Annotated in this window: 23 protein-coding genes and 1 pseudogene; 3 read left to right on the forward strand and 21 right to left on the reverse strand. The window is 40.0% G+C overall.

The annotated features are described in order from the left end of the window. Nucleotides 1-11 precede the first annotated feature (11 nt). From R2R35_RS07715 to R2R35_RS07730, 4 genes are all read right to left on the reverse strand, one after another. A complete protein-coding gene (locus R2R35_RS07715) occupies nucleotides 12-1,337 on the reverse strand; it encodes a glycoside hydrolase family 30 protein (protein WP_317733926.1) in 1,326 nt (441 codons plus the stop codon). A 320-nt stretch (nucleotides 1,338-1,657) separates the two neighbouring features. Next, nucleotides 1,658-4,837 (reverse strand): cellobiose phosphorylase, encoded by a 3,180-nt coding sequence (locus tag R2R35_RS07720; RefSeq protein WP_317733927.1) that lies wholly within the window; start codon nucleotides 4,835-4,837, stop codon nucleotides 1,658-1,660. Nucleotides 4,838-5,892: 1,055 nt separating this feature from the next. Continuing rightward, a complete protein-coding gene (locus R2R35_RS07725; protein ID WP_317733928.1) occupies nucleotides 5,893-7,923 on the reverse strand; it encodes a CotH kinase family protein in 2,031 nt (676 codons plus the stop codon). A 309-nt stretch (nucleotides 7,924-8,232) separates the two neighbouring features. Further along, nucleotides 8,233-9,456: an FprA family A-type flavoprotein gene (locus tag R2R35_RS07730; protein WP_317733929.1), complete on the reverse strand. Its 1,224-nt coding sequence runs from the start codon at nucleotides 9,454-9,456 to the stop codon at nucleotides 8,233-8,235. Between the two features lie 222 nt (nucleotides 9,457-9,678). Here R2R35_RS07730 and R2R35_RS07735 point away from each other — a divergent pair, with 222 nt between their 5' ends. Continuing rightward, nucleotides 9,679-9,939 carry a thioredoxin family protein gene (locus R2R35_RS07735; RefSeq protein ID WP_317733930.1) on the forward strand — a complete coding sequence of 87 codons (261 nt, stop codon included), beginning with the start codon at nucleotides 9,679-9,681 and terminating at the stop codon, nucleotides 9,937-9,939. Nucleotides 9,940-10,144: 205 nt separating this feature from the next. Here R2R35_RS07735 and R2R35_RS07740 read toward each other — a convergent pair whose 3' ends face one another. From R2R35_RS07740 to R2R35_RS07765, 6 genes are all read right to left on the reverse strand, one after another. Further along, nucleotides 10,145-10,822, reverse strand: a complete 678-nt coding sequence (locus tag R2R35_RS07740; RefSeq protein ID WP_317733931.1) for a Crp/Fnr family transcriptional regulator — start codon at nucleotides 10,820-10,822, stop codon at nucleotides 10,145-10,147. A gap of 141 nt (nucleotides 10,823-10,963) precedes the next feature. After that, complete coding sequence (locus R2R35_RS07745) at nucleotides 10,964-11,347, reverse strand: desulfoferrodoxin family protein (protein WP_033164921.1); 384 nt, start codon at nucleotides 11,345-11,347, stop codon at nucleotides 10,964-10,966. 50 nt (nucleotides 11,348-11,397) lie between these two features. Next, complete coding sequence (gene rbr, locus R2R35_RS07750; RefSeq protein WP_317733932.1) at nucleotides 11,398-11,937, reverse strand: rubrerythrin; 540 nt, start codon at nucleotides 11,935-11,937, stop codon at nucleotides 11,398-11,400. A 146-nt stretch (nucleotides 11,938-12,083) separates the two neighbouring features. Beyond that, nucleotides 12,084-12,236 (reverse strand): rubredoxin, encoded by a 153-nt coding sequence (locus R2R35_RS07755; protein WP_081848559.1) that lies wholly within the window; start codon nucleotides 12,234-12,236, stop codon nucleotides 12,084-12,086. A 135-nt stretch (nucleotides 12,237-12,371) separates the two neighbouring features. Continuing rightward, a complete protein-coding gene (locus R2R35_RS07760) occupies nucleotides 12,372-13,406 on the reverse strand; it encodes a 2-hydroxyacid dehydrogenase (protein WP_317733933.1) in 1,035 nt (344 codons plus the stop codon). Nucleotides 13,407-13,513: 107 nt separating this feature from the next. After that, nucleotides 13,514-13,999 carry a methylglyoxal synthase gene (locus R2R35_RS07765; protein WP_033164918.1) on the reverse strand — a complete coding sequence of 162 codons (486 nt, stop codon included), beginning with the start codon at nucleotides 13,997-13,999 and terminating at the stop codon, nucleotides 13,514-13,516. A gap of 337 nt (nucleotides 14,000-14,336) precedes the next feature. Between R2R35_RS07765 and R2R35_RS07770 the strand changes: the two genes are divergently transcribed. Continuing rightward, nucleotides 14,337-15,704, forward strand: a complete 1,368-nt coding sequence (locus R2R35_RS07770) for a citrate/2-methylcitrate synthase (protein ID WP_317733934.1) — start codon at nucleotides 14,337-14,339, stop codon at nucleotides 15,702-15,704. Nucleotides 15,705-15,849: 145 nt separating this feature from the next. Here R2R35_RS07770 and R2R35_RS07775 read toward each other — a convergent pair whose 3' ends face one another. From R2R35_RS07775 to R2R35_RS07800, 6 genes are all read right to left on the reverse strand, one after another. Beyond that, entirely contained in the window at nucleotides 15,850-16,116 is a 267-nt protein-coding gene (locus R2R35_RS07775; RefSeq protein ID WP_033164916.1) for a GlsB/YeaQ/YmgE family stress response membrane protein, read from the reverse strand. A gap of 4 nt (nucleotides 16,117-16,120) precedes the next feature. Then, entirely contained in the window at nucleotides 16,121-16,333 is a 213-nt protein-coding gene (locus R2R35_RS07780) for a CsbD family protein (protein ID WP_317733935.1), read from the reverse strand. 346 nt (nucleotides 16,334-16,679) lie between these two features. Beyond that, nucleotides 16,680-17,552 carry an amidohydrolase family protein gene (locus R2R35_RS07785; RefSeq protein WP_317733936.1) on the reverse strand — a complete coding sequence of 291 codons (873 nt, stop codon included), beginning with the start codon at nucleotides 17,550-17,552 and terminating at the stop codon, nucleotides 16,680-16,682. Then, entirely contained in the window at nucleotides 17,549-18,562 is a 1,014-nt protein-coding gene (locus R2R35_RS07790) for a zinc-binding alcohol dehydrogenase family protein (protein WP_317733937.1), read from the reverse strand. Before R2R35_RS07790 ends, R2R35_RS07785 begins: the two co-directional genes overlap by 4 nt. 470 nt (nucleotides 18,563-19,032) lie before the next feature. Continuing rightward, nucleotides 19,033-20,238, reverse strand: coding sequence for a hypothetical protein (locus R2R35_RS07795; protein ID WP_317733938.1), 1,206 nt, complete (start codon nucleotides 20,236-20,238; stop codon nucleotides 19,033-19,035). A 61-nt stretch (nucleotides 20,239-20,299) separates the two neighbouring features. Continuing rightward, the gene (locus R2R35_RS07800) at nucleotides 20,300-20,743 is read right to left on the reverse strand and encodes an RbsD/FucU family protein (protein ID WP_317733939.1); all 444 of its coding nucleotides are present in this window, start codon (nucleotides 20,741-20,743) and stop codon (nucleotides 20,300-20,302) included. A gap of 380 nt (nucleotides 20,744-21,123) precedes the next feature. On the opposite strand from R2R35_RS07800, the gene R2R35_RS07805 reads away from it, so the two are divergent. After that, complete coding sequence (locus tag R2R35_RS07805) at nucleotides 21,124-21,984, forward strand: AraC family transcriptional regulator (protein WP_317733940.1); 861 nt, start codon at nucleotides 21,124-21,126, stop codon at nucleotides 21,982-21,984. Between the two features lie 69 nt (nucleotides 21,985-22,053). Here R2R35_RS07805 and R2R35_RS07810 read toward each other — a convergent pair whose 3' ends face one another. From R2R35_RS07810 to accB, 5 genes and pseudogenes are all read right to left on the reverse strand, one after another. Continuing rightward, nucleotides 22,054-22,845, reverse strand: coding sequence for an acetyl-CoA carboxylase carboxyltransferase subunit alpha (locus R2R35_RS07810; RefSeq protein ID WP_317733941.1), 792 nt, complete (start codon nucleotides 22,843-22,845; stop codon nucleotides 22,054-22,056). A gap of 43 nt (nucleotides 22,846-22,888) precedes the next feature. After that, nucleotides 22,889-23,785, reverse strand: coding sequence for an acetyl-CoA carboxylase, carboxyltransferase subunit beta (accD, locus tag R2R35_RS07815; protein WP_317733942.1), 897 nt, complete (start codon nucleotides 23,783-23,785; stop codon nucleotides 22,889-22,891). A 372-nt stretch (nucleotides 23,786-24,157) separates the two neighbouring features. After that, nucleotides 24,158-25,486, reverse strand: a pseudogene (locus R2R35_RS07820) (acetyl-CoA carboxylase biotin carboxylase subunit); the annotation flags it as partial. Between the two features lie 13 nt (nucleotides 25,487-25,499). After that, nucleotides 25,500-25,922, reverse strand: a complete 423-nt coding sequence (gene fabZ, locus R2R35_RS07825; RefSeq protein ID WP_317733943.1) for a 3-hydroxyacyl-ACP dehydratase FabZ — start codon at nucleotides 25,920-25,922, stop codon at nucleotides 25,500-25,502. A gap of 51 nt (nucleotides 25,923-25,973) precedes the next feature. Further along, nucleotides 25,974-26,396 (reverse strand): acetyl-CoA carboxylase biotin carboxyl carrier protein, encoded by a 423-nt coding sequence (accB, locus tag R2R35_RS07830; RefSeq protein WP_317733944.1) that lies wholly within the window; start codon nucleotides 26,394-26,396, stop codon nucleotides 25,974-25,976. Between the last annotated feature and the right edge of the window lie 199 nt (nucleotides 26,397-26,595).

The raw sequence follows: 26,595 nt of genomic DNA on the forward strand, positions 1-26,595 counted from the left end.
TCTTAAATCCATTAAATCACAGCGGTAACAATGGATGCGGCAGGTACAATGAATTCCGTATTCAAGCCTTGTATCCTCAGAGAAAGAGGCATATCCTCCCCCTGCTTGTTAAGTACGATAAGCACAACCGTCCCGTCCGGATTCTTTAGGGCAGTCATTTCCAGTTTATCCGTATATTTTGTTAGCGCTATACGTTTAGCATCTCTGTCAATGTAATGGCTGAAATGTCTGATATAGTGGAAAGACAGCTTCTCTTCATAGCTTCCGTCTTCTGTATTTACCATAATGGGAGCATCACAGAGATTATTCACATGATTGGGGCCTCCCTTTTCATCCAGCAGGATATTCCAGTCAATAAAACCTGTCATGCCGGCATTCAGATTCCCAATAATATCGTGTGCATACATCTGGGCATTTCTCAACTGACCTGCATCAAATCTGCTGTATTCCACACAACCTTCTGTAAAGAGCAGCTCTTTTCCGGGATATACTTCACCAGTTAATTGAATAGCTTCAAAATGATCTCCGGTATACCAATGGAAGGCTACCCCATCTATCATCTTATCTGTCTCGTCATCGATGATAGCTCTGGCTCTTTCAAACATTCTTTCCTTGTTATGGTCCCATATATTGACCTTAACCCGCGTTAACCCGTTTCTTTCCAGTGCTTTGTATAAATAGTCTCTTAAGAACTCCTTTTCCTCGGTGGGGTTGAAGGTGCAGGAATCCCAGGTCTGTACCGCATCCGGCTCATTCTGCACCGTTATACGGTTTACCGGAAACCCCAATGCTTCATACTCCTTAATATAACGGCAGATATAGTCTGCCCAGAATTCACGGTACTCCTCCTTCAGTTTACCGCCGTTGTTTCTGTCTTCGTTGGTCTTCATAAATGCAGGCGGGGACCAGGGGGTTAGCATCAGGTCGAAATCTTCTCCTTTTGTGCTTCTTGCCTTACGTAAAAAAGGCAGAATATATTCTTCGTCCCTCTTTAAGGAGAAGGAGGTCATCTCTCTATCCCCGGAATCCTCCATTGCTGTATAATTACTGATAGAGAAATCACAGCTGTCTATATGGGTTCTTATAAAATGATACCTTAAACCTTCATTGCTGAAATACTTTTTCAGTATTTCTTCTTTGCCTTTTTCCGTAAGTTTTGAGAAGGAATAACCCGCTGCTTCTGTGATGGCACCGCCAAAGCCATGGAAAGTCTGGTATTCCATATTCGGATACAGGTTAACAACATTCATTGCCGCACCTTTGTCTTCGGCAAGATCAATTCTTTGAACCTGGGTATCTCTTACCTGTTCTTTGTATGTGGTAATAATTAAATCCATAAACGCCTCCCATATAGTGCATTTTATTTATGTTTTATCTTCATTTTGGATTGATTTTACTTGATATCCGTTCTATTTCGGTTTCTGTTATCTGATTTTGTTTCTATTTCTGTGATATGTTATCTGGTTTTGGTTCTATTTTAGCGTTATGTTATCTATTTCAATGCTATTTCGATTTTATGTTATTTAATTTCAATTCTTTTTCAGTATTATGTTATCTGATTTCGATTCTCTTTCAGTGTTATGTTATCTGATTTCGATTCTCTTTTGGTTTTATGTTATCTGATTTCGATTCTCTTTTGGTTTTATGTTATCTGAAATCAGCAGAAATATACTGTTAACTTTTTAATGCTTCCTTCTCTTACTGCATGTGCCAACTCTCCGCTTAAAATATTCCCTTCCATTCTCCTGCCCTCTTCTGTAACCATATGAGAAATTACAGCCCGGTCTTCTCCATAGGTGTTCTTACCAGTGGGGTTCTTATAAACAATGGTACAGTTTGAAAGGAATGTAAAGGATGCCTCCTTCTCCTCGTTAAAAAACCAGGAAGGGAGTTTTGGCTCCAGGTGAAGCTTCAGTCCTTCTTCGTCAGAGGTGAACACCGTATTCCCCATAAACATCAAAGACCACATGGAGATAAGCTCTGTCGTGGAACCGCTAAGCCTTGCCACATAACCTCTGCCATGGATTTCTTCATTGGGATTGGCGGAGGAGGCGAGGAAGGAGGAATTTTCAAGAATACTTCTTCCATACATCTCAGGAGGCAGAAAAGGGATCAGTGTATTGACCATTTCCTCGTAGAAGCTCTCCCAAAGTCCTGCTGTCTGCATTCCGTACAGATATTTGTACTCCATATGCAGGAAGATACTCTCTCTTTCCAGCCATCCGGGAGTGAATGCTCTGATTCTCCCGTTTTCCATGGAGATATCCTCTAAAGGCACACTGGTCTTATACATTTTAAGTTTGGTATCATAAAGCTCGCTTTCCTTTACTTTCTGATGAAGGGCCAGAGCTTCTTCTACCGACTCCGCCTGTGAGAAGTATCTTGCTGGTCCTTCTAAAAAGAAAGGAAGCATTACACGTTCAAAACGCTGTACCTTACCCGCTGGTAATCCGTAAGGCGTAATAATCTCTTTTCCTGCTTCATCGGTAATAGGCAAAAATGCAGCTGCATGATAAGTAAAATAAGTCGGTATGATTCCTTCTCCAATTTCTCTTGCCTTCTCAACACCTTCTCTGACTTTGCCTAGAAATGCAGTGATAATTTCCAAAAGCTCTTCACTGCTTGCCAGAACTTCTTCTCCGTCCAGACCATATCTGACGCTATCCCGGAATTTCTCCCTCTCCGTGGTAACAAGATCCCAATATTCAAACTGTGTTATATTCCCATCTGTAAGCTCTTTCAGCAGATTCCTGGTCTTTATTAAAAGGCTGTATACTTCTGCTGGCAAAAAAATTGCTTTATCAAGGGGTAAAGTCTTAACAACAAATTCCAGCGTTCTTTTTAATTCTAGGGTCTCTGCCATGCCGCTGCCAAATAAGCCGGGAAGCCCGTTCATAGCATCATTCCAGCCGGGTTTTCCACCTTCCATCTCCACTCCCAGTCCTTCCGGATCCAGCATGGTGAATTTTATCAGCGACAGATTCACCAGTTTAGCCATAAGAGAGGACTGGACGTACTCCCCTTTCTTATTCTTCAGCCAGTTGGTACCGTTCTTATGAAAGCTTTCTTGATTTTCCTTCTCATGATCATGTAAAAGTGATCCGTATTGCCTCAATTTTCCCTTTGATATTACGTATTTTTCACTCCTTGGCAGTACTCTTGCAGGGCTGTCATAATATCGGTAGGATTTATCTCCATACAAAAGCTCTTTCTTCTTATCCGGATAGATCTTAAGATAGTTCTCAATTAGATCCAGGTTATAGTCCCAATGATCGCTCCAATATCCTTCGCCGAATCCTGCTTCTATATTCTGCTCACACAGAGCCAGCAGCTTTACCAGGAAATCATCCTCTGATAGTGTAAGTTGTATAGAATAACGGCTTAAGGTACCGGCAATCTTACCAGGTGTAAAGGGCTTACTTGCTATGTCAAACAGAACTTTCCAATTATCAGGTGCTGCTGCCTTTAGGAATACTTCTGCCGCCATACTGTTATCTTTTGACACTTTGAAGGTTGAAGGTCTTACCTCCAGCGGATTGTAACCGTCTATCTGTATCAGCTGGTAGAAGGTCTTTATATTAAAGTCTCCTACCCGATGGTTAAAGAGCAGATCATTTCTTCTATTCTGGTTAACATCTCTGAAATTTCCATTTCCCTGAGAATAATACTCTCCGTTTATGGAAAAGAAATTATAGTCTCGCTCAGGATCTCCATGTTTTCTGCTAAAGAGATGAATGACTGACTTTTTATCCTCTTCGCCAAAAACAAAGGGATAACCGCCTCTTAAGAAATTGTCCAAATAGCAATGCTCAACATAGCTGTCAAAGAGAGGGACTCCTGTCACGGTCTTAACATCCTTTGTTAATTCCTCACAGCACAAAGCGGCAAGACTTTCCTTCTCTGAGAAGTAATTCTCTTGTTTTAAGAGTTCAAGTTTCTGATTGATCTGTTCCGCTGTCTGGGCAAAACCCACCATGGTGTGGAAGCTATAACTGTCACCGGAGGAGAGTCTCGTCTTTAGGGGTGTAAAACCACAAGGTATTTTATTGGCAAAACATTGGCTTTTCTCTTTGATGCCAAGGCCTTCTTTCAGGAATGGAACCGGCGTCATGAAAGTGGTATCATATCCAAAGACCACTTCTGCATCATAAATAACAGGAGTTACTTCACCTTCTGCTATTGTAAGGTAATAATAACCACCTTCCACCTCTACCACCTCAGCTGAATCATCACTGGAGGATCTCATTGCGTAGAAGGGCACATTATTCTCGATATTTTTGATATCCGACCAGCTCTTTAACAGATTGGACATTTCCTTATAAGCACTGTTTCCCATGCCAAAGGGTATAAGCTTAGGCAATCCATCCAGTATCTCAAGCTCTTTTTCTTCTTCTGAAAGATTGGTGATTTCCACTTTTCTGACCAGGGCTCCGATATCCTCCAATGGCAGAACATAATATGTAACCTTTACCTTAAGTCCTGTGTCTGTATCTGTTTCTTCTATTTCGAAACTGTTCTGTCTGATAAGGAACTTTCTTTTGGCTTCTGTTACGCTGGAAAAGAAAGGTTCATAAACTGAACCGTTATTGCGGATAAAGGTACGGAAGCCCTTTATTGCTGTATTTTCATAGGCTGTATTGGCTGGGTTAAATTCCATAATCGCATTGTTTTTATGGTGTACTCCAAAGCTGTTCACACCTTGACCCCTGTTGGTATAATAAACCCACATTGGAATTCCTTTAATACCGGCAAGACCGGGGAGAAAACTTGAGAAAGGCGGCAGTCTGTGATAATCTTCCAGTACATAAGCCTTTCCGTCGAGATAATAATTCTTCATATATAAATCCTTTCCTTTCCCGGGATGTTTTTTCGTAATAATCTGCATTTCTTTGCATTCTTAGGCAGCATTATGAACCTGCATCTTTCCTTATAACGTATCACTTAAGACAGCATTATGAACTGCATCTTTCCTTATAACGCATTACTTAAGACTGCATTATGAATTGCATCTTTCCTTATAACGCATCACTTAAGACTGCATTATGAACTGCATCTTTCCTTATAACATATTGCTTAGACAGCATTATAAACCTTCATCTTTAAAACGCATGACTTTACTGGACAATCCCTTTGAGATATTTAATATACTTGTTTTGATTCTAAATTGATTATAGTACGGATTTTTCAGGATGGCAATATAAAAACATTTTTATTTCTATTCTTATTAATTATTACTGTTTCTTTTGTATATATTATTATTATTTATTTTCATATTTTTATAACATTCGTTATTTCATCAAAAGTAATTTTATTAAATTATATTTTTATCAGAATATGTGTTCTTTTTATTGCAGGTATTCTATATAAAATCGTTTTTATATTCTTGGATTTGGAATTATTAGCAGAAATAATTCCATCTTTCATCGAATCTTTTTAATACTCTTCTTAATAATCACTTGGAGGAATAGATTTTTTCATATCATAATATAAGTGACACATAAACTACTTGGCTTATTTCTTATAAAGAGACTGTTATGTTTGGTTAACGAAAATGCTTAATATTTATGGAAGCAAATCCAATATCAAAAGAACACCAGTATCTCTGGGTTTAGGCTGTTGTAAAAAGTGTTTTTGACAGTTGACAGGAATACTCCGCAAAAGATCTTAGAAGAACCTGAATCAAAAATTAATGCAGACAGTTAAAGTGTTATACATAATAAAAATCCCAATCTTATACAGCTGATAACTCGCTGATTTAAGGTTAGGATTTTTCTTTTACTAATGTCTTAATTTATCATGGATGTAATTTACAAGTATAACGTAAAGTAATTTTACAATAGTATCTCGTAAATGCATTTCTAAATTTAATAATCTTGGGCATTTGAAGTTCATTTAAGAACCACTGGAACCCCCACTGCTGTCCCCGGAAGGTTCTGATTGATTTCCTTCATTGGAGGGCCGATTATTACCGCCCATACCTCCTGGAAAACCATTCTGTCCTCTTCCATTTTCCATTCCTCCCAGCTTACTCAAATCAAGACTATCCGAATTTACAATTGCATCACTTCCAGACTGTGCATCCTGTGTAGAGGGAATGCTGCCGTTTAATTGACCGGATACGCTTTCTGCTCGCAGCTCTGCAAAGGTCTTTAACGCGGTTACCCCTTCTTTGAATGCATCATAACCATCAAAAGATGTAGTATCATTCTTTACATAGCTGTCAATGGAAGCAGTGAGCTGATCCACCTTTTCATCGAATTTGCCCGAGGTTACATATTCTGCAAGTTCTGCCAGATATTTGTGATACAGTTCCTTATATTCCTCATTCTGCAGTAAAAGTCCAATAATCGGTCTTTCTTCTGCGGTAACATTATTAAATACCGTATCAATTGCATAGTTTACTGCCTCGGAGGAGTCGCTCATATTAAAGGTACCAAAGGATAAATTGTAATCCCAGGGCAGCATGCTCAGTATTCCGTTCTCTTCATATAGAACATAGTTATGGCCCATATTAGAGAAATAGCTGTCTAAATTAACCAGGAATACATTGACTGCTGCATAACGAAGTACTTCATCGACATTAATATAGTTTTCCAGCTCCTTGCCTTCACTGATACCCTTTAAGGATGCAATTAATCTGGTGTAATCCGATTCATCAGCCTTTGTTAGAGCATTGTCAGTTATATTGGTATAATTGGATACATCATCTCCATTATACACCAGGTCCACACCAAGACTGCCTCCGTTTTGGCCTCCTTTTCCGCCTGCTTCACCAAAGCCTGGTGCACCGTTCTGCCCGCTGCCTGCCGGCTGCATGTTCTGATTCATACTTAAGGTATAGCCGCTTATGTCAAGGAGATTGCCGCTGTCATCTTTCAATCCAGTAACATTAGAAAGTTCCATTGACATCAATTCTCTAAAATCAAATGCAACGGATGTTCCGTCTTTTAATAGCAATTCCAAAACACTTTGGCTGTTAAAGCCATCTGTTAGCACCTGATTCCATTCAACTGCTTTTCCCTCTTTATCTGCTAGTGCAAAGAGTTTTGTAATGTCCATATTGGGTCCGCCGGTATTAGCCCGTCCCTGGTTCCCTACAGGGTTACTTCCATCTGACTGATTGCCCCTATCGGGAGCTGCGGCTGTATTGTCATTTTCCCCCGTACTACCCTCTGAGTTCTTACCGTCTGTATTATTATTGTTATTATTTTCAGTGGGCAGATTTGCCGAATCAAAATTACCGAAGTTCCCCATTCCTGCATTTCCTGCCATTTCAAAACTTTCCGGTTTATAGGCTGCACCTGAATTATCCTCACCGTAATTACGTGTAAGAAAACTATTGTCCACATCCTCCAGTGCCAGATAAAAACCATAATGTTCATCATTTACATAAATATCAGCAAAAGTATGCAGGGAACTTGGCACCTCCATGTACTGGAACAGCTCATATGACATATATTCTTTTAAATATGTAGAATCTCCGAAGATATTATTAAGTACCAGCTTATCAAGTCCGTAACAGTTCTGATTATCCACATACTTGTCAAAGTTAATCTTAAGACTGTAACGGTCACTGTCTGTTGCGGCCACCTGGGAAAGGGAGGTATTTCCTTTTGTCTTGATACCAACATCCTTATAGGTAACACCATCAATGGTTACGTCTGCTTCTATATACTCTTTTGCTTCTGCATTCTCCATAAGACCGGACCAGTCATCCGTATCCGCAGTAATCTTAATGGTTATGACATCTTTACCAAATAATTTGGAGGCGTATTCACTGCCTGAACTGTTTCCTTCCGTCGAGTTACTGTCTGTTTCGGTTTTGGAATTATCCAAAGACTGTTCCTTTTTTCCTTTTGTGCAACCGGTAACTGCCACAGCTATTACCAGGAACAGTACAAGTGCTAATCGTCTCTTTCTCATTCAAATAATACCCCATTTCCTTTCTATTGATATTTATATTTTGATAGATCTGACAATAAAAGGATACAGGATTTGTATGTTCATTATGTGAATGTAGTGTGAATTAATGAAGTCCAAGCCTTTTCGATGATGTGCAAAAGGATTTCGAGCTTATACGCAAAAAAACAACATCAGCTATGATTTGCTGGGTGTTCTGCCAGAACTGCCCCTTGGTAAATGAAGAAATGGCGTAGCCTTTTACGCTACGCCATACTTCGTTCAAATACTGTAATACTAAGGGGCACTCTAAGGCACCTTATTTTTTATCGATCAACCTTTTACAGCTTCCTTCACCTGTCTCACAAGTTCCTTCAGCTGTATCTCTATCTTTTTAAAGTCTTCCTCGGCAGGAATTCCCTTAAACTCAACAGGCTCCAAGAACTCCCAGCCCATATTCAGCCTGGTATTGATTTCTGCAAGTTCTCTCTCCGCACCGCCTGACCAGCCATAGGAACCAAAACGGAATACCTTCCGGTTTAAAGTCTTCTTCTTTCCAAGCTCTTCAAGGACCGCACCCATAGGAGGGAACATCTTAAATTCATAGGTTGGCATTGCAAGTACAATACCGGTAGAAGTCCAGGCAGAGGTTAATACTGTACCCCATGAATCTTCCGGCACTCTGTGAACATGAACGGTAATGTCTTCCCCTTCCAGAACCTTTATGGCCTCCTTGACAGCCGCTTCTGTCATACCGTACATAGAACCCCAGATGAAGGTTATCTCTTCTCTTGCCGGTCCCTTCTGGTAATCTGCATAGGCATCATAAGCATCCATAACTGCTTTTGTATTCTTCCAGCAGAGTCCATGTCCCGGAGCAATCAGTTTAAGAGGCAGATTGCTGACTTTCTTTATGGCAGTTTTTACCTGAGGAGAGAAAAAGGATACAATATTGGAATAGTATCTTATGGTCTCCTTCTCATATTCTTTTAATTCTGCTTCACTGAATTCTTCGGCAAAGATTCTTCCTTCATATTTGCCAAAGGAACCGAAAGCATCACAGGAAAATAATACACCAGTTAACTGATCAAAGGTACCAATTGTATCCGGCCAGTGTACATTGGGTATTTCTGCAAACTGTAGAACATGTCCCTCACCAAGATCAAAGGTATCATTATCACCTACTACGGTGACATTGTCTGTAAGACCATAAAATGCAGTCAGCAGTTCTTTTCCTTTTTTGGAGCAAAGAATCTGAAAATCATTGTTTATCTTCTTAAAGGCTTCAATCCAGCCGGAATGATCAGGTTCTACATGGTTTACTACGAGATATTTTATGGAAGCAGGGTCTATCTCCAGCTCTTTTAATAGGGAGAATAAATTCTCAGGCACTCCATCCCAACCGCATACACCGTCTACAATAGCTGTTTTTTCACCTTTTATTATATATGAATTTAAAGTAACTCCTTTGGGTATCTCCCATAAGCCTTCAAATAAGATATTTTCCACATCAACCGACAATTGATAGGTTCCTGCAGCTATCTCCGTTGTTTTCATTTTTCGTCCTCCTTCAATATTCCTAGAAACATTTTAGCCGTAAACTCTCTGATAGTCAACTAAAAACCTCTTTATTGGTAAGACAGTCCCACGAACAGACTGTATCTGCATATTTACACGCAATCTAAAAGGTGCTATAGTGTTTGTATATATATTATTAAATTGTATACAACTAATTATACCTGAAATAATTGAACAAATCAACGAAAGAAGGGAACTTCCATGAAAAACATAATTATGTTCGAGACCAGCTGGTGTCCCCACTGCCGCAGAGCTCACGAATTCATAGAAGAGCTGCTGCAAGGCAATCCGGCTTACAAGGATGTGCAGATACAGTATATAGATGAAGAACTTCATCCTGATATTGCAAAACAATATGATTATTACTTCGTTCCGACCTTTTACGTGGATTCCGCTAAGATTCATGAAGGCGCTGTAACGAAAGATTCCATAGAAACAGTATTTACGGAAGCCTTGTCTTAATGGATGGAACACAGAGTGGAACATAGATTATTTTACTAATAAGATAGAATGATAGCTTTAATAATTTTTATTTCATAGGTATCAGCAAGGAAAAAGTAAAATGGTATTATATTTCTGTTTTACTTTTTTGTCCCTGCTGTTCCCTCTATTCATTTTCTGCAACGTAATTGATATTTTCAATATTTTACGAAAGGCAATCATAAACCTACAGTATCAGCTCTCTTAACTTCTTCTTATCAACGACCTTAACTCCTCCGCGATAGAGTTCCACTATTCCTTCCCCTGCAAAGTATTTCATCATACGGGATACTACTTCCCTCGCACTTCCTATATATTTTGCAATCTGTTCATGGGTCAGTTCGATGTTATCTGAGCCGCTTCTTGATGCTTCATCCAGAAGAAAGATTGCCAGTCTTTTGTCAAAGCTCATAAACAGGATTTGCTCCATGGCCCACATAACCTCTGAGAAAGCTTCAATTATCAGTCTGTTAGTGAAATTATCAGCATAAATATTCTGTACACATATCTGCTGATAGGCAGCAGCGTCCACAAGCAGTACTTCGCTGTCACTTTCCGCATCTATATGCACGTCAAACGTAATGTTCTCCAGTATACAGGAGGCAGATAAAATACAGATATTATCCTCTCTCAAACGGAACAAGGTAACTTCTTTTCCCTCCTCCGACAGGATATAGACCCTTAGTTCTCCCTTTTTAATCAACAGGATTCCAATACAGTCATTGCTGCCGCTGTGAATTTTTGCTCCCTTTTCATATTTGACAGGAACGGTACTGTTTAATAACCGGTTTTTTTGTCCTTCAGACAGGTCCTCCCAAAATCCCAGGGAATGGGTTATGTAGTTCATATCCTGCTCATTTACCATAGCTACCTCATTTCTAGAAATCGCCATACCTGCATTTTCTACTGCCGGTAAGATCCTGTTTACATTATACTACTGTTTATTATATAAAATACCGGCCTTTTCGTAAACTACGAAAAGGCCGGTATCTGTTTGGAGATATTCTTACAGTACAGTTTTCCAGAGTCCATGAAGATTACAGTATTCATATGCTGCTACCGGCTCTTCATCCGTCAGGTTAAATACAGCCTTAGGTTTTTCACCAGGCTCTAAGAAACGTGCAAGAATGCCTTTTGTAGTCTCAAGATATACCCACTGGATGTAGTGCTCCTCTGTCATAGGATGCTCTACACTTCCAATACAGACAGTTACGGTATTACCGTCCTTTTCTACTACCGGAAGGTGTTTCTCTGTAGCCGCTTCTGTAGTGTTGGCAACCAACTCATCCATCTTATCGCCGCAGCATGTTAAAGGTGCTCCTGACTCATAAAAAAATGTAACGATGTTTCCGCAATGTTTACATTTATAAAATCTTGCTTCTTTCTTCATAATATCCTGCCTTTCCGTGCCATTGGCACCTATACCTATCTGTTATGTGATTAATAGTTTGTTGCGAGAACACGGAAATATGCCTGTGGATGATCACATACGGGACATTTCTCCGGTGCTTTCTTTCCAACATGTATATGGCCGCAGTTGGCGCATTGCCAAACAGTATCACCCTCTTTGGAAAATACGAGACCCTCTTCTAAGTTCTTTAGGAGTTTTCTGTATCTTTCCTCATGTTCTTTTTCAATCTTGGCAACGCCCGCAAATAGTCTTGCAATCTGGTCAAAGCCTTCCTCTTTTGCTACTTTAGCAAATTCGTCATACATCTGTGTCCATTCGTAATTCTCTCCGGCGGCGGCATCCGCAAGGTTGGTTAATGTATCTGGCATACCGTCATGAAGTAGTTTAAACCACAGTTTTGCATGCTCTTTTTCATTATTTGCAGTTTCAAGAAAAAGTTCTGCTATCTGCTCATAACCTTCTTTTTTCGCTTTTGAAGCATAATATGTATATTTGTTTCTTGCTTCGGATTCTCCTGCAAAAGCTGCCTTTAAATTCGCTTCTGTTTTCGTGCCTTTTAACTCTTTCATCTTAGCTCTATCCTCCACTTTTCGTTTCTTGCAGAATCAGTATGAATAGCTGATTCCCGCTTCTCATTGATTTGATTTGGTATGCACATTGAAAAAAGAGCACGCACTTATTGTAAGTATGAGCTCTTTTTTTATGTCAACTTCAATTAAATCTGTGTAAATGAATCTTTGCTTAATCCGCAAACTGGGCATACCCAATCCTCAGGTATATCCTCCCATGCTGTGCCGGGTGCAATACCGCCATCTGGATCGCCTGTCTCTGGATCATAAATATAACCGCAAGGGCATTCGTATTTCATGTAAAACACCTCCTTAAAGTAGTATTTTTTCTTTATACTCTGTTGTTTCGTCAGGTAATAATATTGGTATATCATTCCTCTATCACATATTATAAAGCAGTTAAATTATAGCATAAAATGAAATTGATTACAACCTTAAAAGCAACGGTTCTTATCAGTTTTCTCACAATTACTTAATTTAATACACTGATAACAGATTTCATTTGCAAGACCTGCATTGCTAAAATATTCTTTTATATTCTGAAGGGTAATCTCAGCAATTTTATTCAGCGCTTCCCTGGTCAGGAAGGCCTGATGGGAGGTCACGATAACATTTGGCATAGAAATCAAACCGGAAAGGATATCATCTTTTATGATTTCTCCCGAAAGGTCCTCATAGAAGAACTCCGTTTCTTCTTCGTAAACATCCAGAACAGCTCCGCCAACCTGCTCTTCCTTGATAGCATTTAATAAAGCTTCGCTGTCAATAAGGGCACCTCTTGAAGTATTGATAATATAGATACCTTTCTTCATCTGTTGAATGGTTTCTTTCTTGATCATATGCTTCGTTTCTTTTGTAAGGGGGCAATGGAGAGAAATAATATCTGATTCCCTGCATAATTCATCCAGGTCCACATAGTGAATACCTACATCTTTCACAGGATATGGATCATAAGCAAGCACCTTCATACCAAAACCTTTACAGATGTCAATAAAGACACGGCCAATCTTACCGGTTCCTATGACACCTATGGTTTTTCCGTATAAATCAAAACCAGTAAGACCATTTAAACTGAAATTATGCTCTTTGGTTCTGTTATAGGCTCTGTGAATCTTACGGTTCAGGGTCAGGAGCAGAGCCATAGCATGCTCTGCAACTGCATAAGGCGAATAAGCTGGAACTCGGACTACATGAATCTTACCGTAAGCCGCCTTGAAGTCTATATTATTATAGCCTGCGCATCTCATTGCTATTAGCCTTACACCTTCATTATAAAGGATATCTATGGTCTTTGCATCGATGGTATCATTTACAAAAGCTACCACCACTTCATAACCTCTCGCCATAATGGCTGTATCTGCATTCAACTTGGGTTCAAAATAATCAATTTCAAAACCAAACTTGTCCTTAAACATATCAAAATAAATCTTATCATAGGGCTTTGTATCAAAAAAACAAATTCTGCTCATTCTGCACCATGCCTTTCTGTATTATCAGACAGTTTCATTGTTACCAATTTCCAAGGTAGCATACATACAAAATAACAAAACCCATAACATGTTTTCTGTAAACGGACTTATTGGGGAGCAGAGAACTTCTCAATTCTCTCTTTCATTGTTTTGTTAAAGTTCTCAACTTTTCTGTCATACTCTTCTTCCATCAGGGAAGACGCGAGCAAAAAGTCAGCCGTCGCCAGATTATTGGCTATGGGAATATCATAAACCACAGCAATACGCAATAATGCCTTAACATCAGGATCATGAGGCTGGGATTCTAAAGGATCCCATAAAAAGATTACAAAATCGATTCCTCCCTCTACGATTCTTGAGCCAATCTGCTGGTCACCTCCTAAAGGTCCGCTGTTGTACCCCTTAACGGGAAGCCCGGTCTGCTCAGAAATGAGTCTTGCCGTTGTACCGGTTCCGCATAGAAAATGGCTTTTCAGTATATCCTTATGTCTATCTGCCCATTTCACCAATTCCTGTTTTTTTCCGTCATGAGCGATCAATGCAATATGCTTTTTCTTACCTATTTTAAAATAAATAAAATCATCAAGTAACATTATGCCTCCTGTTCCTTCTCCAGCCTTTATTTGTTATGTATATTCTTGCCAGTAAAGTATTTATTATTACACTTCTATCATACTTGCTTTACCAGAAAAATGCAACGCAAATATACGCTTTGCCCCTGTCTTCTGTTCTTATATAAAACCTACAGAAAAATGTATAATTATAAGTACTCAGTTTGTATTTTTATCCTTATTACTTGTGAAATGCTCATTTTTATGTTAAACTATATACTATATCGTTTTGCAGGAAAAGTAAATTTGATTAAATAATACTAATAAATGCAAAATAATACATAGTATTACAAAAAAATATACCCCAAAGGAGGCTGTTATGAGTAATATGAACATTTCCAGTATTACACCGGAGATTCTGGCATTGTCTGACCTATGTGCCAAAAATAGTGTGATTGATTCCTCTCTTTACACCAAATATCAGGTAAAAAGAGGTCTTAGGGATGTCAGTGGAGCGGGAGTTTTAACTGGTCTTACAGAAATAGCGGAAGTCCGCTCCCATTTATTTGTCGACTCCGAGTACATTCCCTGTGAAGGACAGCTTTTTTACAGGGGTATCGATGTAAAACAGATCGTTCAGGGTTTTATTGAAGATAATCGCTTTGGTTTTGAAGAGGTTACCTATCTCCTGTTATTCGGCAAGCTCCCAAGTATCGAAGAATTGACGAGTTTCAAGGCATTATTAGGTGAATACCGTTCACTTCCCACCTCTTTCGTCAGAGATATTATTATGAAAGCTCCCAGTAAGGATATGATGAATACATTGGCAAGAAGCGTCCTGACTCTGTACTCCTACGATGATCTGGCGGATGATATTACACTGCCTAATGTCTTAAGGCAATCCCTTCAACTGATATCCTTATTCCCTTTGTTATCCGTTTATGGTTATCAGGCTTACAGTCATTATCATGACGGACAGAGCCTGGTTATACATACGCCGGATCCTAATCTTTCAACTGCTGAATTAATCCTGCATCTATTAAGATCCGACAGTAAATACACTCCTCTGGAAGCTAAAATTCTTGACGTTGCACTGGTTCTCCATGCAGAACATGGCGGCGGTAACAATTCTACTTTCACCACCCATGTAGTAACCTCTACCGGTACGGATACCTATTCCTCTGTGGCAGCTTCTTTGGGCTCTTTAAAAGGACCTAAGCATGGCGGTGCAAATATCAAAGTTATTCAAATGTTCGAGGATATGAAAAATGTCATCCGGGATTGGGAAGACGAAGATGAGGTACGTGCATATCTGGCTGCACTGCTTCAGAAAAATGCCTTTGATAAATCAGGCCTTATTTATGGTATGGGCCATGCGGTATATTCGATTTCTGATCCAAGAGCCGAAATCTTTAAAGGTTTTGTTGAAAAATTATCCCTTGAAAAAGGGCGTGCCAAAGAGTTTAAACTCTATAATCTGGTGGAAACTCTCGCTCCGGAAGTAATTGCAAAGGAACGTCAGATATATAAAGGTGTCAGTGCCAATGTGGATTTCTACAGCGGTTTCGTATATAGCATGTTAGATCTGCCTCTTGAATTATATACCCCTATCTTTGCCATCGCCAGAATATCCGGCTGGAGCGCTCATAGAATGGAGGAGCTCATTAATGCAGGTAAGATAATTCGTCCTGCCTATAAGAATGTAGCGAAGGTAAAACCTTATTCCAAATTAAAGGATCGCACCTGATAATCCTGGAATTAATCCCCCCAGGCGGCGTCATTGCAGTTTCCTGCAGAAAGCAAATCCTTTCGTGATAAACAGCAAAGACAAATTGATATAAATTGAGGCTGCTGCAAATCTGCAGCAGCCTCAACTTGCTTACTTTTTCAGATTAATCCTTCTGTTTAAACAATCCGATAATAAAGAGCAGTATTACTGCACCAACGACGGACACAATAAAACTCCAGATGTTTAATCCTGTTGCAGGACCCCAACCAAAAATACCTGCCAGCCATCCACCGATAAATGCTCCGACGATACCTACAAGGATATTCATACCAACACCCATCTGGCTGTCTTTCTTCATAATCTTACTGGCTATCCAACCAGAAATACCTCCAAGAATTAACCAAACAATAATATTAGTAATCTCCGGCATCTTATTACCATCCTCTCTCGTTTTTAATTTTGTCAATGATTTTGTTTGCTTTTCCGGCAGCTTTCTCTTTTATTTCTTCCCCTTTTTGGCTGATATCACTGCCCACCTGCTGCAGTTTACCTTTTAGCTCCAACTGGTCCGAGTTCACTGCTTTTCCGGCAACCTCTTTGACCTTTCCTGATATATGATTGATCTGGTTATTAAATTTATTGTCCATAATAACACCTCTTTTCTGAATATCCTGAATGATAGAACATTCGTTAATCAGTAGTTTAGATATTAAAGTTTACTTACCTACTCCACTTTATTTTAGTATGTTAAAAGAACAAGTAAAAAATACTGGGAATATGAGTTATATTATGATGTCCGGTATTTTTTAACAGCTTCAATCAATTTTATCAGAAAACTTAATTATTCGAGAGTCCCTGTGCTTTTACAAATTAGCTGGGGAGGTTTCATTTTTAGAAATTTCTTATATTGATATTTTTTCTCTCTAGTTAATTTTTATATAAAATGTGAAATCGCAGTACATTATCTGCTAACAGGAAGGTAACTACTTCTTTTTAGTCCTCTACCATATTCTTAACTTTTTCTGCAATTTTAATTTCATGAAAACCATAAAATTTCATTGCATTTGTTTCGAGAAACATTGTTTTATCTTCTTCTGTGAGCAATTTGGATTTTGTCACAAAGTCCAGACTCATAAGGTAGGTAATAGCTGTCATGGTCCTGGGATAATCACTCCCCCACATCAGCTTATCCATACCGCAGATTTCTCCGGCAGTCAATATGGCACGTACTGCCGATTCATAAGGGTAAAACTCCTTATGGAACAACCAGGTAATACCTCCGCTTTCTATATAGACATTCGGATATCTTGCCAGCTTTATCTGCTCTTCCCAACCCTTCACAGTAACCATTCCAAAATGTCCTATGGCTATTTTAAGCTTTGGAAAGCTTTGAACCAATTCCTCAAGAATTTTAGTTTGAGCATTTCCTTCTGCCAGATCAATGGAGATAAACAGGTTTTCTTTTTCCGCTTTCTGAAATATAGGGCTGCAGGAATACAGATCGTGACTTAAACGTCCTGCACATATTTTGATTCCATCAAATCCCTTTACGCGGTAGTTCTCCTGCTCTTCATAAAGAGAGCAAATTCTGAAACGCTCCGGATAGCCTGACTTTACAGTAAGGAGATACTCATCCTGATTTCCGTCAATGTATTCCTGGGTGATAACACTGCCCCCCACTCCTGCATAATCCATGTTCGCCAAAAAGGCTTCCGCCGTATTCCTTCCATCATACAGATAAGGTGGCAGCATTTGCCGAAGTTCTCCCCCAAAATCACTGCGTCCCCCATAGAGACCGACAACGGGTTTACCATTGACTAATCCCTGCTGCTTGTTCCAAAGGTGTGCATGTGCATCGATTATCATAATTCTACCAATACCTTTTCCAGCGAACCGTCATTTTCTGCAAGTGCCTTAAAGGCCGCATCTGCCTGGTCTATCGGATAAACGCAGCTTACCATCTTCATAATATCAACCTTACCGGAGGCTACAATGTCAATGAGCTCTGTAAAATCTGCTGCAAAGGAATTCCTGCTGCCAAAGATATTTAATTCCTTTTTTAACAGGATTGAATGCAGGAAGGTGGTTTCTTTCTTTCCGTTTCCGATTAATATGATATTTCCTCCAAAGGCAGCACAATCTATACAATTTAAGAAGGTTGCAGAAAGCCCGCAGGCTTCAATGCATACATCAAATCCACCGCCTTTCGTAATTCTATCCGTCTCCTCCTTCAGGGAGGAAGTAATCGTATTAATGACTCCGTCAGCGCCGAATTCCTTCGCTATTTCCAGTCTTCCATCCAGAATATCTGCTATGTAAACTTCTGCCCCCTTAAGTTTGGCAGATATCAGGGCAAAAAGACCGATTGGTCCGGCACCAATCACCAAAATCTTGTCCGTCGGTTTTATGGCAGTTCTTGCTACCGCATGATAACCAATACTAAACGGCTCAATTAAGGCTAATTCCTTTGCAGAAAGGCCTTTACCGGGATAGATCCGCTCTATCGGCATAGTGATAAACTGGCTGAAGCTTCCGTCCCGTTGTACTCCCATTGTCTGGTTATCCATACAGCAGTTAACAAGTCCTCTCTCACAAGAATAACAGCTGTTGCAGTTAAAATAAGGATTAGCCGTTACTACATCCCCTGCTTTCAGTCCTTTCTCATTTTCCGGAATGCTTATGATCTCCGCGCTGAACTCATGTCCGGGTATTCTGGGATAAGTGGTAAAGGGTTGATTTCCCGTGTAGCTTGCAACATCCGCACCACAGATACCGCAGTAGAGGATTTTAAGCAGCGCTTCGCCCGCTTTCGCTTCAGGTTTTTCTGTTTCAACAATCTTAATATTATATGGTTCAGAAATCAGTACCGTTTTCATAAATTAAGTCCTTTCTTTTCCAGGCAGGCATATTACAGAAATTCTCCCAAGGAATTTCCCTGTCAGTATTTATATCTTACCTGTATTTATTTTTGCCCGTTTTATTTTTGTCAGTATTTATTTCTTGCCAGTATTTATTTCTTGCCAGTATTTATTTTTGTCTGTATTATTTTTGTCAGCATTTATTTCTTGCCAGCATTTATTTCTTGCCAACATTTATTTCTTGTCAGCATTTATTTCTTGCCAGTATTTATTTCTTGCCAGCATTTATTTCTTGCCAACATTTATTTCTTGTCAGCATTTATTTCTTGCCGGCATTTATTTCTTACCAGCATTTATTTCTTGCCAGCATTTATTTCTTGTCAGCATTTATTTCTTGCCAGCATTTATTTCTTGCCAGCATTTATTTCTTACCGGCATTTATTTCTTATCAGCATTTATTTTTTACAGTATCTATTACCTTTCATGACTTAACGGTTTTTGTCAATATACTTCTCATTCCAAATAACTGCTGTTTTCATGGGAGATTCCTTACTGTAAATTTTCTCACGGTAGGCCTTTATAGGATCGGCAATGAACTCTTCCTTCTCTATGATACTGACGATTTCATCATATCTGCTCTCTGCCAATATCTGAATGGCCTTCTCCATGTGATCCTGCCTGAAATTAATAGAACCAAATATCAGATGATTCTCAAAACCAAAAGGCATTGTTTTAAAAGAAATCTCTGGTCCAAGAGAAAAGCTGTTAAAAACGCCATTACAACCCAGCACTTTATGTTCAAAAGCAATCTTATGCTCTAATTCACTTCCGCTTACTCCTATAAATGTGGTAGCTCTGCCTCCTGCAGCAGCTATTATGGCAGCCGCTAATTCCTCCGGTGTGCCATAGTTGTTCTGTACATACAGTCCGCCTGCCTGTTCTATGGCAAATTGAACCTTCTGGGAATCTGCGGCACTTCGGCCTACAAAGATAATTTTTGCATTTTTATGATTTCTTCTGATTAAATCGGCAATAAACATTCCGGTTGTACCCAGACCAAATATAACAGTCCTGTCAAAAATTGCTTCTGCAGCATAGCTTCGGGCTTCTGTTTCGCTGCATTTTCTCCGCGCCATTTCCACCCGAAAATTATGAGCACTGCCTAAGTCCTCCATTCTTTCCAACTGGAATACCATACAGGCATAAGGGTCCGGGAATACCATTTTCTTTGCAAAGGAAAGGTCCAGCTTACCCTCTCTTACATAACCTTCCGGTATGGGCAGCAGCATATCCGGATGGAAATAATTCCGGTCACTGAATAATCCATCTGCCTGGTCACAGCCATACTCGAAATAAGTTTCCTCTTCCGTATAGCGGGTGGGATCATAGCTGTCTCCGCCACGGATTAAAACAATTGCAAACCTTTCCTGAGAAGGTACCCACACCACTCCTTCATGCCCATTTATAAGCCGGTTGGTACCCTCCGGGAATTTACTGCTTAAAAGACCTTCTTTTCCCATTCTCATCAATTCGTTATCCGTTCCGCAAAAACCAACAATTACAGGCTCGGCCAGTATGCCTTCCTTTTCTTCCTCTCCCCTGAGTCTCTTACGCGGCGGATTCTTAATCTCCACTTCACCATATACCAATGGTGCGGTTTCACTGTTCTGAAAATATGTTGCATTTACAAGCATAATTACTTTCCCTCCTGTAACTTGAAATTAGTCTGAATGCTGTGTCTTACAGCTGTATAGCTTAATCGGGTATGATTACACCTTTTTGCAGCATCACATTGGCATATAATGCCGTTTCTCCTGTTGCAATGATTGCATAAGCGGTCTTAGCCTCTTCATAGAATCGGAAACGTTCCGTATATTCTATCATTACGTCTCCTCTGGCATCATATTTTTTTAGTATTTCCTTATAGGTATCCCATATTGGTGTCTCGACTCTGTCTCCTGGTACCACCTCCATAAGCTTTACCGGATGCTCCGTATAATTATCCAGTGGAAACAGGCTTAACACGGCTTCCAGGATCTCAGGAATTCCATGACCATCACAACGTATTACAATAGCGTTCTTTCCCATAGATTCTGCCGGAAAATTCCCGTCTGCTATGACTACTCTGTCACTGTGCCCCATTTCGCAAAGTACCTTTAAAAACTCCGGTGACAAGATAGCCGATATGCCTTTTAACATAAATACCTCCTCCTTCTATGTAAACTTGATCGTAACTGTTTCTCTCTTAATCTTACTTCAGAAGACCTGCCTTTATAAGGTCTAAACCTGACTATTCACAAATATATATGTCGTGTTAGCGCATATTTGCAGCTTGACTAACCTGCATCTGTTCGCTAGAATAGATATATAAAATAACTGCCTCAAGTATTGCTTTTCATAAATTACATTTATTATCCCTAGCAGAAATCTGAGCCGAGGCAAGGCGTAGGAATGAGGCGTAGTGGTAGTATCCTGGTCCTAGCCATTGATACCAACCCGGAATCGATGTAAATAGCGAGTGTTGAAGTAAGTGAAATTTATGCAAGGGTGTACTAGGTTCTAATCAGAAAGGATACTGTATGAAGCTCTATTATGATACCGTTAATATTACTTTTTGTATGGAACAGTACAGAATTTCATCGCTTCATTTTGTATACGAGCAATTTCTGCGCTCGATTCCCTGTCACAGTCACAGCGATAACAGTTACGAAATCCATTATATTTCCCATGGTAAGGGAAAAGTCAAAATCAATGGTATTCCCTATCCTATTGTACCCAATACACTGTATATTACCGGTCCTCACGTGGAGCATGAGCAAATTCCAGATGCTCAGGACCCCATGTTTGAATATTGTATCTATCTGAAAACAGAAAAACTAAGCAAAGGAAAACAGCAAAAAAAAGCTGACAATTACATGCAGCTTTTTTTAGAAACGAAATTCTGGTTTGGACAGGACAGTCAGAATATTCATGCCCTGATGCAGCAAATATTTTATGAATTGGAGAAAAAATATGACGGTTACTATAAGCTGGTAGAAACTCTTTTACAGCAGCTTATTATCAAAATGTCAAGAAATTATGTGCGTATACCAATGAATCATGAAAAGACTATTCCTTTTGATCTGGGTTATGGTAAATTCCTTATCATAGAAGAATACTTTTTATATGAGTATAAGAATCTTTCCTTAAACATATTAGCAGAGCGCTTAGGCTTAGGCACAAGACAGACAGAGCGGCTCTTAAAAAAACACTACGGGAAATCCTTTCTTCAAAAGAAAACAGAAGCCAGGATGTCTGCGGCGTTAATCTTTCTTTTGGATCCGAATAATCGTATTACGGATATTGCCCTGGATATCGGATATTCCTCTTCCGAACACTTTTCCAATGCCTTTAAAAGATATTACGGCATGACCGCCAGAGAATACCGAAAAAAATGCTGAAGACCTTGTCTTTCAGAGGAAGAACCAAATACCTTCTTCTCTTTGCACAATCTTCAGCACCATAAGCAGCTACATCTTTCTGAATCTTTCATAACGCTGCTGGGTTATTTCATCCGTGTCTTTCTTTTTATAGGAATGTATAAAGGATAAAATCTCTGTCCTTAAGGCTTCTGCCACACAGCATAAATTCTCCAGGTTCAAAGGCTCCTCCTCCGGAATAATCCGTTCGATAATGCGAAGCTCCAGAAGGTCTTTTGCAGTTATCTTCATGACTTCCGCTGCATCCGATGCTTTTCTGCTGTCTTTCCAGAGTATGGAGGCAAAACCCTCCGGTGATAATATGGAATAGATTGCATTCTCCATCATCCATACCTCATTTGCAACTGCTAAGGCAAGAGCTCCTCCGCTGCCGCCTTCACCGATAATAATACTTAGAACAGGTACCTTAAGCCCGGACATTTCAAAGAGATTCCTGGCTATCGCTTCTCCCTGACCCCTTTCTTCCGCTTCTATTCCCGGATAAGCTCCTGGGGTATCTACAAAGCAGATAACCGGTCTGTTAAATTTCTCTGCCTGCTTCATCAGTCTTAAGGCTTTACGGTATCCGGAAGGATTAGCCATTCCGTAATTACGCCTGGTATTCTCTTTAAGATTACGGCCCTTCTGAAGACCGATTACCGTTACATATTCCCCGTCTATCACAGCAATTCCGCCGATGACCGCACCGTCATCTTTCCCTTGTCTGTCACCATGGAGCTCTGTAAATTTATTAAAGATACCGCTGATAAAATCAAGGCTGGTAGGTCTGCTAATTCCTCTTGCTATTTCAACACGTTCCCACGCTGTTAATTCTGCCGGCATATTACCTCCCATCTGCGTACTTTTGCATGCACATTATAAAAATTTATTCTTCTTTGCTGTCTATACCTGCATCCTGGCTCTTTACCAATAGTGATAAGGTCTGTCTTAACTTATTACGTTTTACCACTTTGTCAACAAAACCGTGTTCCAGTAAAAATTCAGCACTCTGAAAACCTTCCGGTAATTTCTGTCCAATGGTCTGTTCAATTACTCTTGGACCTGCAAATCCAATTAAAGCACCTGGTTCAGCAATTATAACATCACCTAACATAGCAAAGCTTGCCATAACGCCCCCGGTGGTGGGATCTGTCAGTACCGGTATATATAATAATCCTGCCTCATCATGCTTCTTGATTGCCTGTGCTGTTTTCGCCATCTGCATCAGGGATACGATTCCCTCCTGCATTCTGGCTCCTCCGGAACAACAGAACAATACAACCGGAAGCCGTCTTTTTGTTGCTTTTTCCACAAGACGGGTAATCTTCTCCCCAACGGTCTCTCCCATGCTTCCCATTAAAAATGCAGAGGCCATGACACCAATAGCAACCTTTGTGCCATCGATGTTCCCTTCGCCTGTTATCACTGCATCTTCGAGTCCGGTTGCCATACGAAGGTGATTTAATTTATCCTGATATCCGGGGAAATTTAGGGGGTCGCTTACCGGAAGATTCACATCCCATTCCTCAAAACTTCCTTTATCCAGTATCATACTAAGTCTTGCCCTGGGGCTGATTCGGAAATAGCCGCCGCATACAGGGCAGATAAAATAGTTCTGGATCACATCCTCCAGATAGACAATCTCACCGCATTTATCGCATTTGTCAAAGAGGCCCTCGGGAATCTGTGCATCATAGATGGAATCTTTTATTTTCTGTCCCTGGTTCAGGAGTTTTTGCTCCGTACCAGCTGATATATTTTTCTTAAACATTTCCTTAAGCATGGAACTCCCCTCTGTGCGCCTTGCACACTACAAATCGGGATGCCGAAAAACAACGAGTTTTTCAGTCTAACCTCTAATTCGAACCTAAAATACATATTCGTAATCACTACAGCCACATCTGCTTGCAAATGTATTATTGCTACAGATACGATCATATCTTTAACAACTCACACAAACAGCCATTCTCACAGCATCGCATTTCAGCCAAAAGTGGAAATGGCTTTCTTATATCGCTTCCGGCATTTCTTTGTCTTCCTGCATTTCCTTGTCTTCCGGCATTTCCTTGTCTTTTTGTATATCCCGGTCTTTTGATGTTTCCTTTTCTATCTGCATTTTCTTGTCTATCTGTATTTCCTTGTCTTCCATCAACAGTCTTTCCACAAAACCTGTGTCCGTATTACCGTTCTTAAAGTCCTCGTGATTTATGAGCATGTACTGGAAATCCAGATTGGTTGTTATCCCTTCAATGACAAGCTCTCCAAGTACACCTCGCATTTTACGAATTGCCTTCTCTCTGTCCGTATCATGAACCATGAGCTTTACTATAAGAGAATCATATGCCGACGGTATTTTATACCCGGCATATAGGGCGGAATCGATGCGGACACCGTTACCACCGGGGAAATGAAGAGAGGTTACTGTTCCTGGACAGGGCATAAAACCTTTTAAAGGGTTTTCAGCATTAATCCTGCATTCAATGGCGTGACCGTTCATCTTGACATCAGCCTGTGTCAGGTTTAAGGTCTTACCTTCTGCAATACCTATCTGCTCTTTGATCAGGTCAATTCCCGTTATCAGCTCTGTAATTCCATGTTCCACCTGTATTCTTGTATTCATTTCTATAAAATAAAAATTATTCTCTTTATCCAGGATAAATTCAATGGTTCCGGCATTTTGATAACCCGCTGCTTTGGCAGCTTTTACTGCTGCTTCGCCCATGGCTTCCCGTATTTCAGGGGGCATACGATAGGCTGGTGCTTCTTCTATGAGCTTCTGATGTCTTCTCTGCAGTGAGCAATCCCTTTCACCCAGATGAATGACATTGCCATAATTATCTGCTAATATCTGAAATTCAATATGCCTTGCACTTTCAATGTATTTCTCAATATACAGGGTATCATCGCCAAAAGCATTCTTTGCTTCCTGCCCTGCAGTCTCAAAAAGCTTCACAAATTCTTCTTCCGCCCGAACGATACGCATTCCTTTGCCACCGCCGCCGGCACTGGCTTTTACGATAACCGGATAACCGATTTCATTTGCAATCGTAAGGCCTTCCTCAGAGGAAGCTACTGCTTCTTTGGTTCCCGGTACTACCGGAACACCAGCCTCCATCATAGTCTTTCTGGCTTCGGATTTGTTTCCCATCTTATCAATGACCTCACCGGTGGGACCAATGAAAGTAATTCCGCATTTTTCACATAAATCAGAAAATCTGGCATTCTCAGAAAGAAATCCAAAGCCCGGATGTATGGCATCTGCTCCTGCTGCACAGGCTGCGCTTATGATTCTGTCCATCTTTAAATAACTGTCTTTTGAGGATACCGGCCCGATGCAGATGGTCTCATCTGCCAATTGGGCATGAAGGGCTTCCTTATCAATATCCGAGCATATAGCTACGGAAGCAATTCCAAGTTCTCTGCAGGCACGAATTATACGTACTGCGATTTCTCCTCTGTTGGCAATTAGTATCTTATTAATCATAGCTCCCTCTTTCCTAGCCGAGGACAAAAATAAGTTCTGCTTCTGCAAATACCTTCTCTTCGTTAAAGGCCTTCGCTGTGGCAATCCCTATATTTCCTTTCCTTTTTATCAGCTCAACTTCCATTGTGAGAACATCTCCCGGAAAAACTTTGTTGCGAAACCTTGCTTTGTTAATACCTCCAAATAAAGCATTCTTACCCTTGTTTTCTTCAATGGAAAGACAGATTACCGCACCAACCTGTGCCAGTGCTTCTATGATAAGCACTCCCGGCATAACCGGTTCTTCCGGAAAATGACCTTCAAAATAAGGTTCATTGTAGGAAACGCATTTCCTGCCGACAGCACGTTTTCCGGGGTCTAATTCCAGAATCCTGTCTACCATTAAAAAAGGACTTCTCTGAGGTATGATCTTCTTAATTTCATTAATATCCAACATATTATTACTTTTCTCCCTATCCTGCGCTTATCAGGCTTAATCAGCTTATACCTACAGTGGTCTGATATAGATCAACGGCTGTCCGTATTCCACCATATCCTTGTTATATGCAACTATCTTATCAACGATTCCATCGTATTCTGATTCAATTTCATTCATTAGTTTCATGGCTTCAATGATACCAACGGCCTGCCCCTTCTTAACCTTGTCACCTACTTGAACATAGGGTTCACTGTTCTGGGATTTTGCGGTATAAAAGGTACCCACCATGGGGGATTTAATCACTAACAGGTTTTCCTCTGATTCAGAAGTGCTCTCCTCCTTTACCGGATGAATAACCTTCGTCAGGACTTCTCCTGCCTCTTTCTGGATACATTCCAGTTCCAGTGACACCTCTCCGTCTTTGTAACGGAAGGCTGTTAAATTACTGGAAGAGACAGCTTTTATTAATTGAAGAATTTCTTCCTGTTTCACTTCTAATCCTCCTTTCTTACATAAGTTATATTCTGACTGCTCATAGATATAAAATGTATGATTCACTGGTATTTTATACCTTTAGGTTTTCAAAAACTCTTGTATTCTTCTGAGTACTGGTGCAAGCCTCTTTCGACTTACCTGATATCTTGCAGCAATTGAGTTCGCTTATATAAATTTCGTTACTCAAAAAATTTCG

The sequence above is a fragment of the Anaerocolumna sp. AGMB13020 genome (genome assembly GCF_033100115.1).
In the GTDB taxonomy this organism is placed as follows: Bacteria; Bacillota; Clostridia; order Lachnospirales; family Lachnospiraceae; genus Anaerocolumna.

Excerpts from the sequence above, each read along its gene's own strand:
- R2R35_RS07715 (WP_317733926.1), bottom strand. The coding sequence starts at position 1,337 with ATGGATTTAATTATTACCACATACAAAGAACAGGTAAGAGATACCCAG.
- R2R35_RS07720 (WP_317733927.1), bottom strand. The coding sequence starts at position 4,837 with ATGAAGAATTATTATCTCGACGGAAAGGCTTATGTACTGGAAGATTAT.
- R2R35_RS07725 (WP_317733928.1), bottom strand. The coding sequence starts at position 7,923 with ATGAGAAAGAGACGATTAGCACTTGTACTGTTCCTGGTAATAGCTGTG.
- R2R35_RS07730 (WP_317733929.1), bottom strand. The coding sequence starts at position 9,456 with ATGAAAACAACGGAGATAGCTGCAGGAACCTATCAATTGTCGGTTGAT.
- R2R35_RS07735 (WP_317733930.1), top strand. The coding sequence starts at position 9,679 with ATGAAAAACATAATTATGTTCGAGACCAGCTGGTGTCCCCACTGCCGC.
- R2R35_RS07740 (WP_317733931.1), bottom strand. The coding sequence starts at position 10,822 with ATGGTAAATGAGCAGGATATGAACTACATAACCCATTCCCTGGGATTT.
- R2R35_RS07745 (WP_033164921.1), bottom strand. The coding sequence starts at position 11,347 with ATGAAGAAAGAAGCAAGATTTTATAAATGTAAACATTGCGGAAACATC.
- rbr (WP_317733932.1), bottom strand. The coding sequence starts at position 11,937 with ATGAAAGAGTTAAAAGGCACGAAAACAGAAGCGAATTTAAAGGCAGCT.
- R2R35_RS07755 (WP_081848559.1), bottom strand. The coding sequence starts at position 12,236 with ATGAAATACGAATGCCCTTGCGGTTATATTTATGATCCAGAGACAGGC.
- R2R35_RS07760 (WP_317733933.1), bottom strand. The coding sequence starts at position 13,406 with ATGAGCAGAATTTGTTTTTTTGATACAAAGCCCTATGATAAGATTTAT.
- R2R35_RS07765 (WP_033164918.1), bottom strand. The coding sequence starts at position 13,999 with ATGTTACTTGATGATTTTATTTATTTTAAAATAGGTAAGAAAAAGCAT.
- R2R35_RS07770 (WP_317733934.1), top strand. The coding sequence starts at position 14,337 with ATGAGTAATATGAACATTTCCAGTATTACACCGGAGATTCTGGCATTG.
- R2R35_RS07775 (WP_033164916.1), bottom strand. The coding sequence starts at position 16,116 with ATGCCGGAGATTACTAATATTATTGTTTGGTTAATTCTTGGAGGTATT.
- R2R35_RS07780 (WP_317733935.1), bottom strand. The coding sequence starts at position 16,333 with ATGGACAATAAATTTAATAACCAGATCAATCATATATCAGGAAAGGTC.
- R2R35_RS07785 (WP_317733936.1), bottom strand. The coding sequence starts at position 17,552 with ATGATAATCGATGCACATGCACACCTTTGGAACAAGCAGCAGGGATTA.
- R2R35_RS07790 (WP_317733937.1), bottom strand. The coding sequence starts at position 18,562 with ATGAAAACGGTACTGATTTCTGAACCATATAATATTAAGATTGTTGAA.
- R2R35_RS07795 (WP_317733938.1), bottom strand. The coding sequence starts at position 20,238 with ATGCTTGTAAATGCAACATATTTTCAGAACAGTGAAACCGCACCATTG.
- R2R35_RS07800 (WP_317733939.1), bottom strand. The coding sequence starts at position 20,743 with ATGTTAAAAGGCATATCGGCTATCTTGTCACCGGAGTTTTTAAAGGTA.
- R2R35_RS07805 (WP_317733940.1), top strand. The coding sequence starts at position 21,124 with ATGAAGCTCTATTATGATACCGTTAATATTACTTTTTGTATGGAACAG.
- R2R35_RS07810 (WP_317733941.1), bottom strand. The coding sequence starts at position 22,845 with ATGCCGGCAGAATTAACAGCGTGGGAACGTGTTGAAATAGCAAGAGGA.
- accD (WP_317733942.1), bottom strand. The coding sequence starts at position 23,785 with ATGCTTAAGGAAATGTTTAAGAAAAATATATCAGCTGGTACGGAGCAA.
- fabZ (WP_317733943.1), bottom strand. The coding sequence starts at position 25,922 with ATGTTGGATATTAATGAAATTAAGAAGATCATACCTCAGAGAAGTCCT.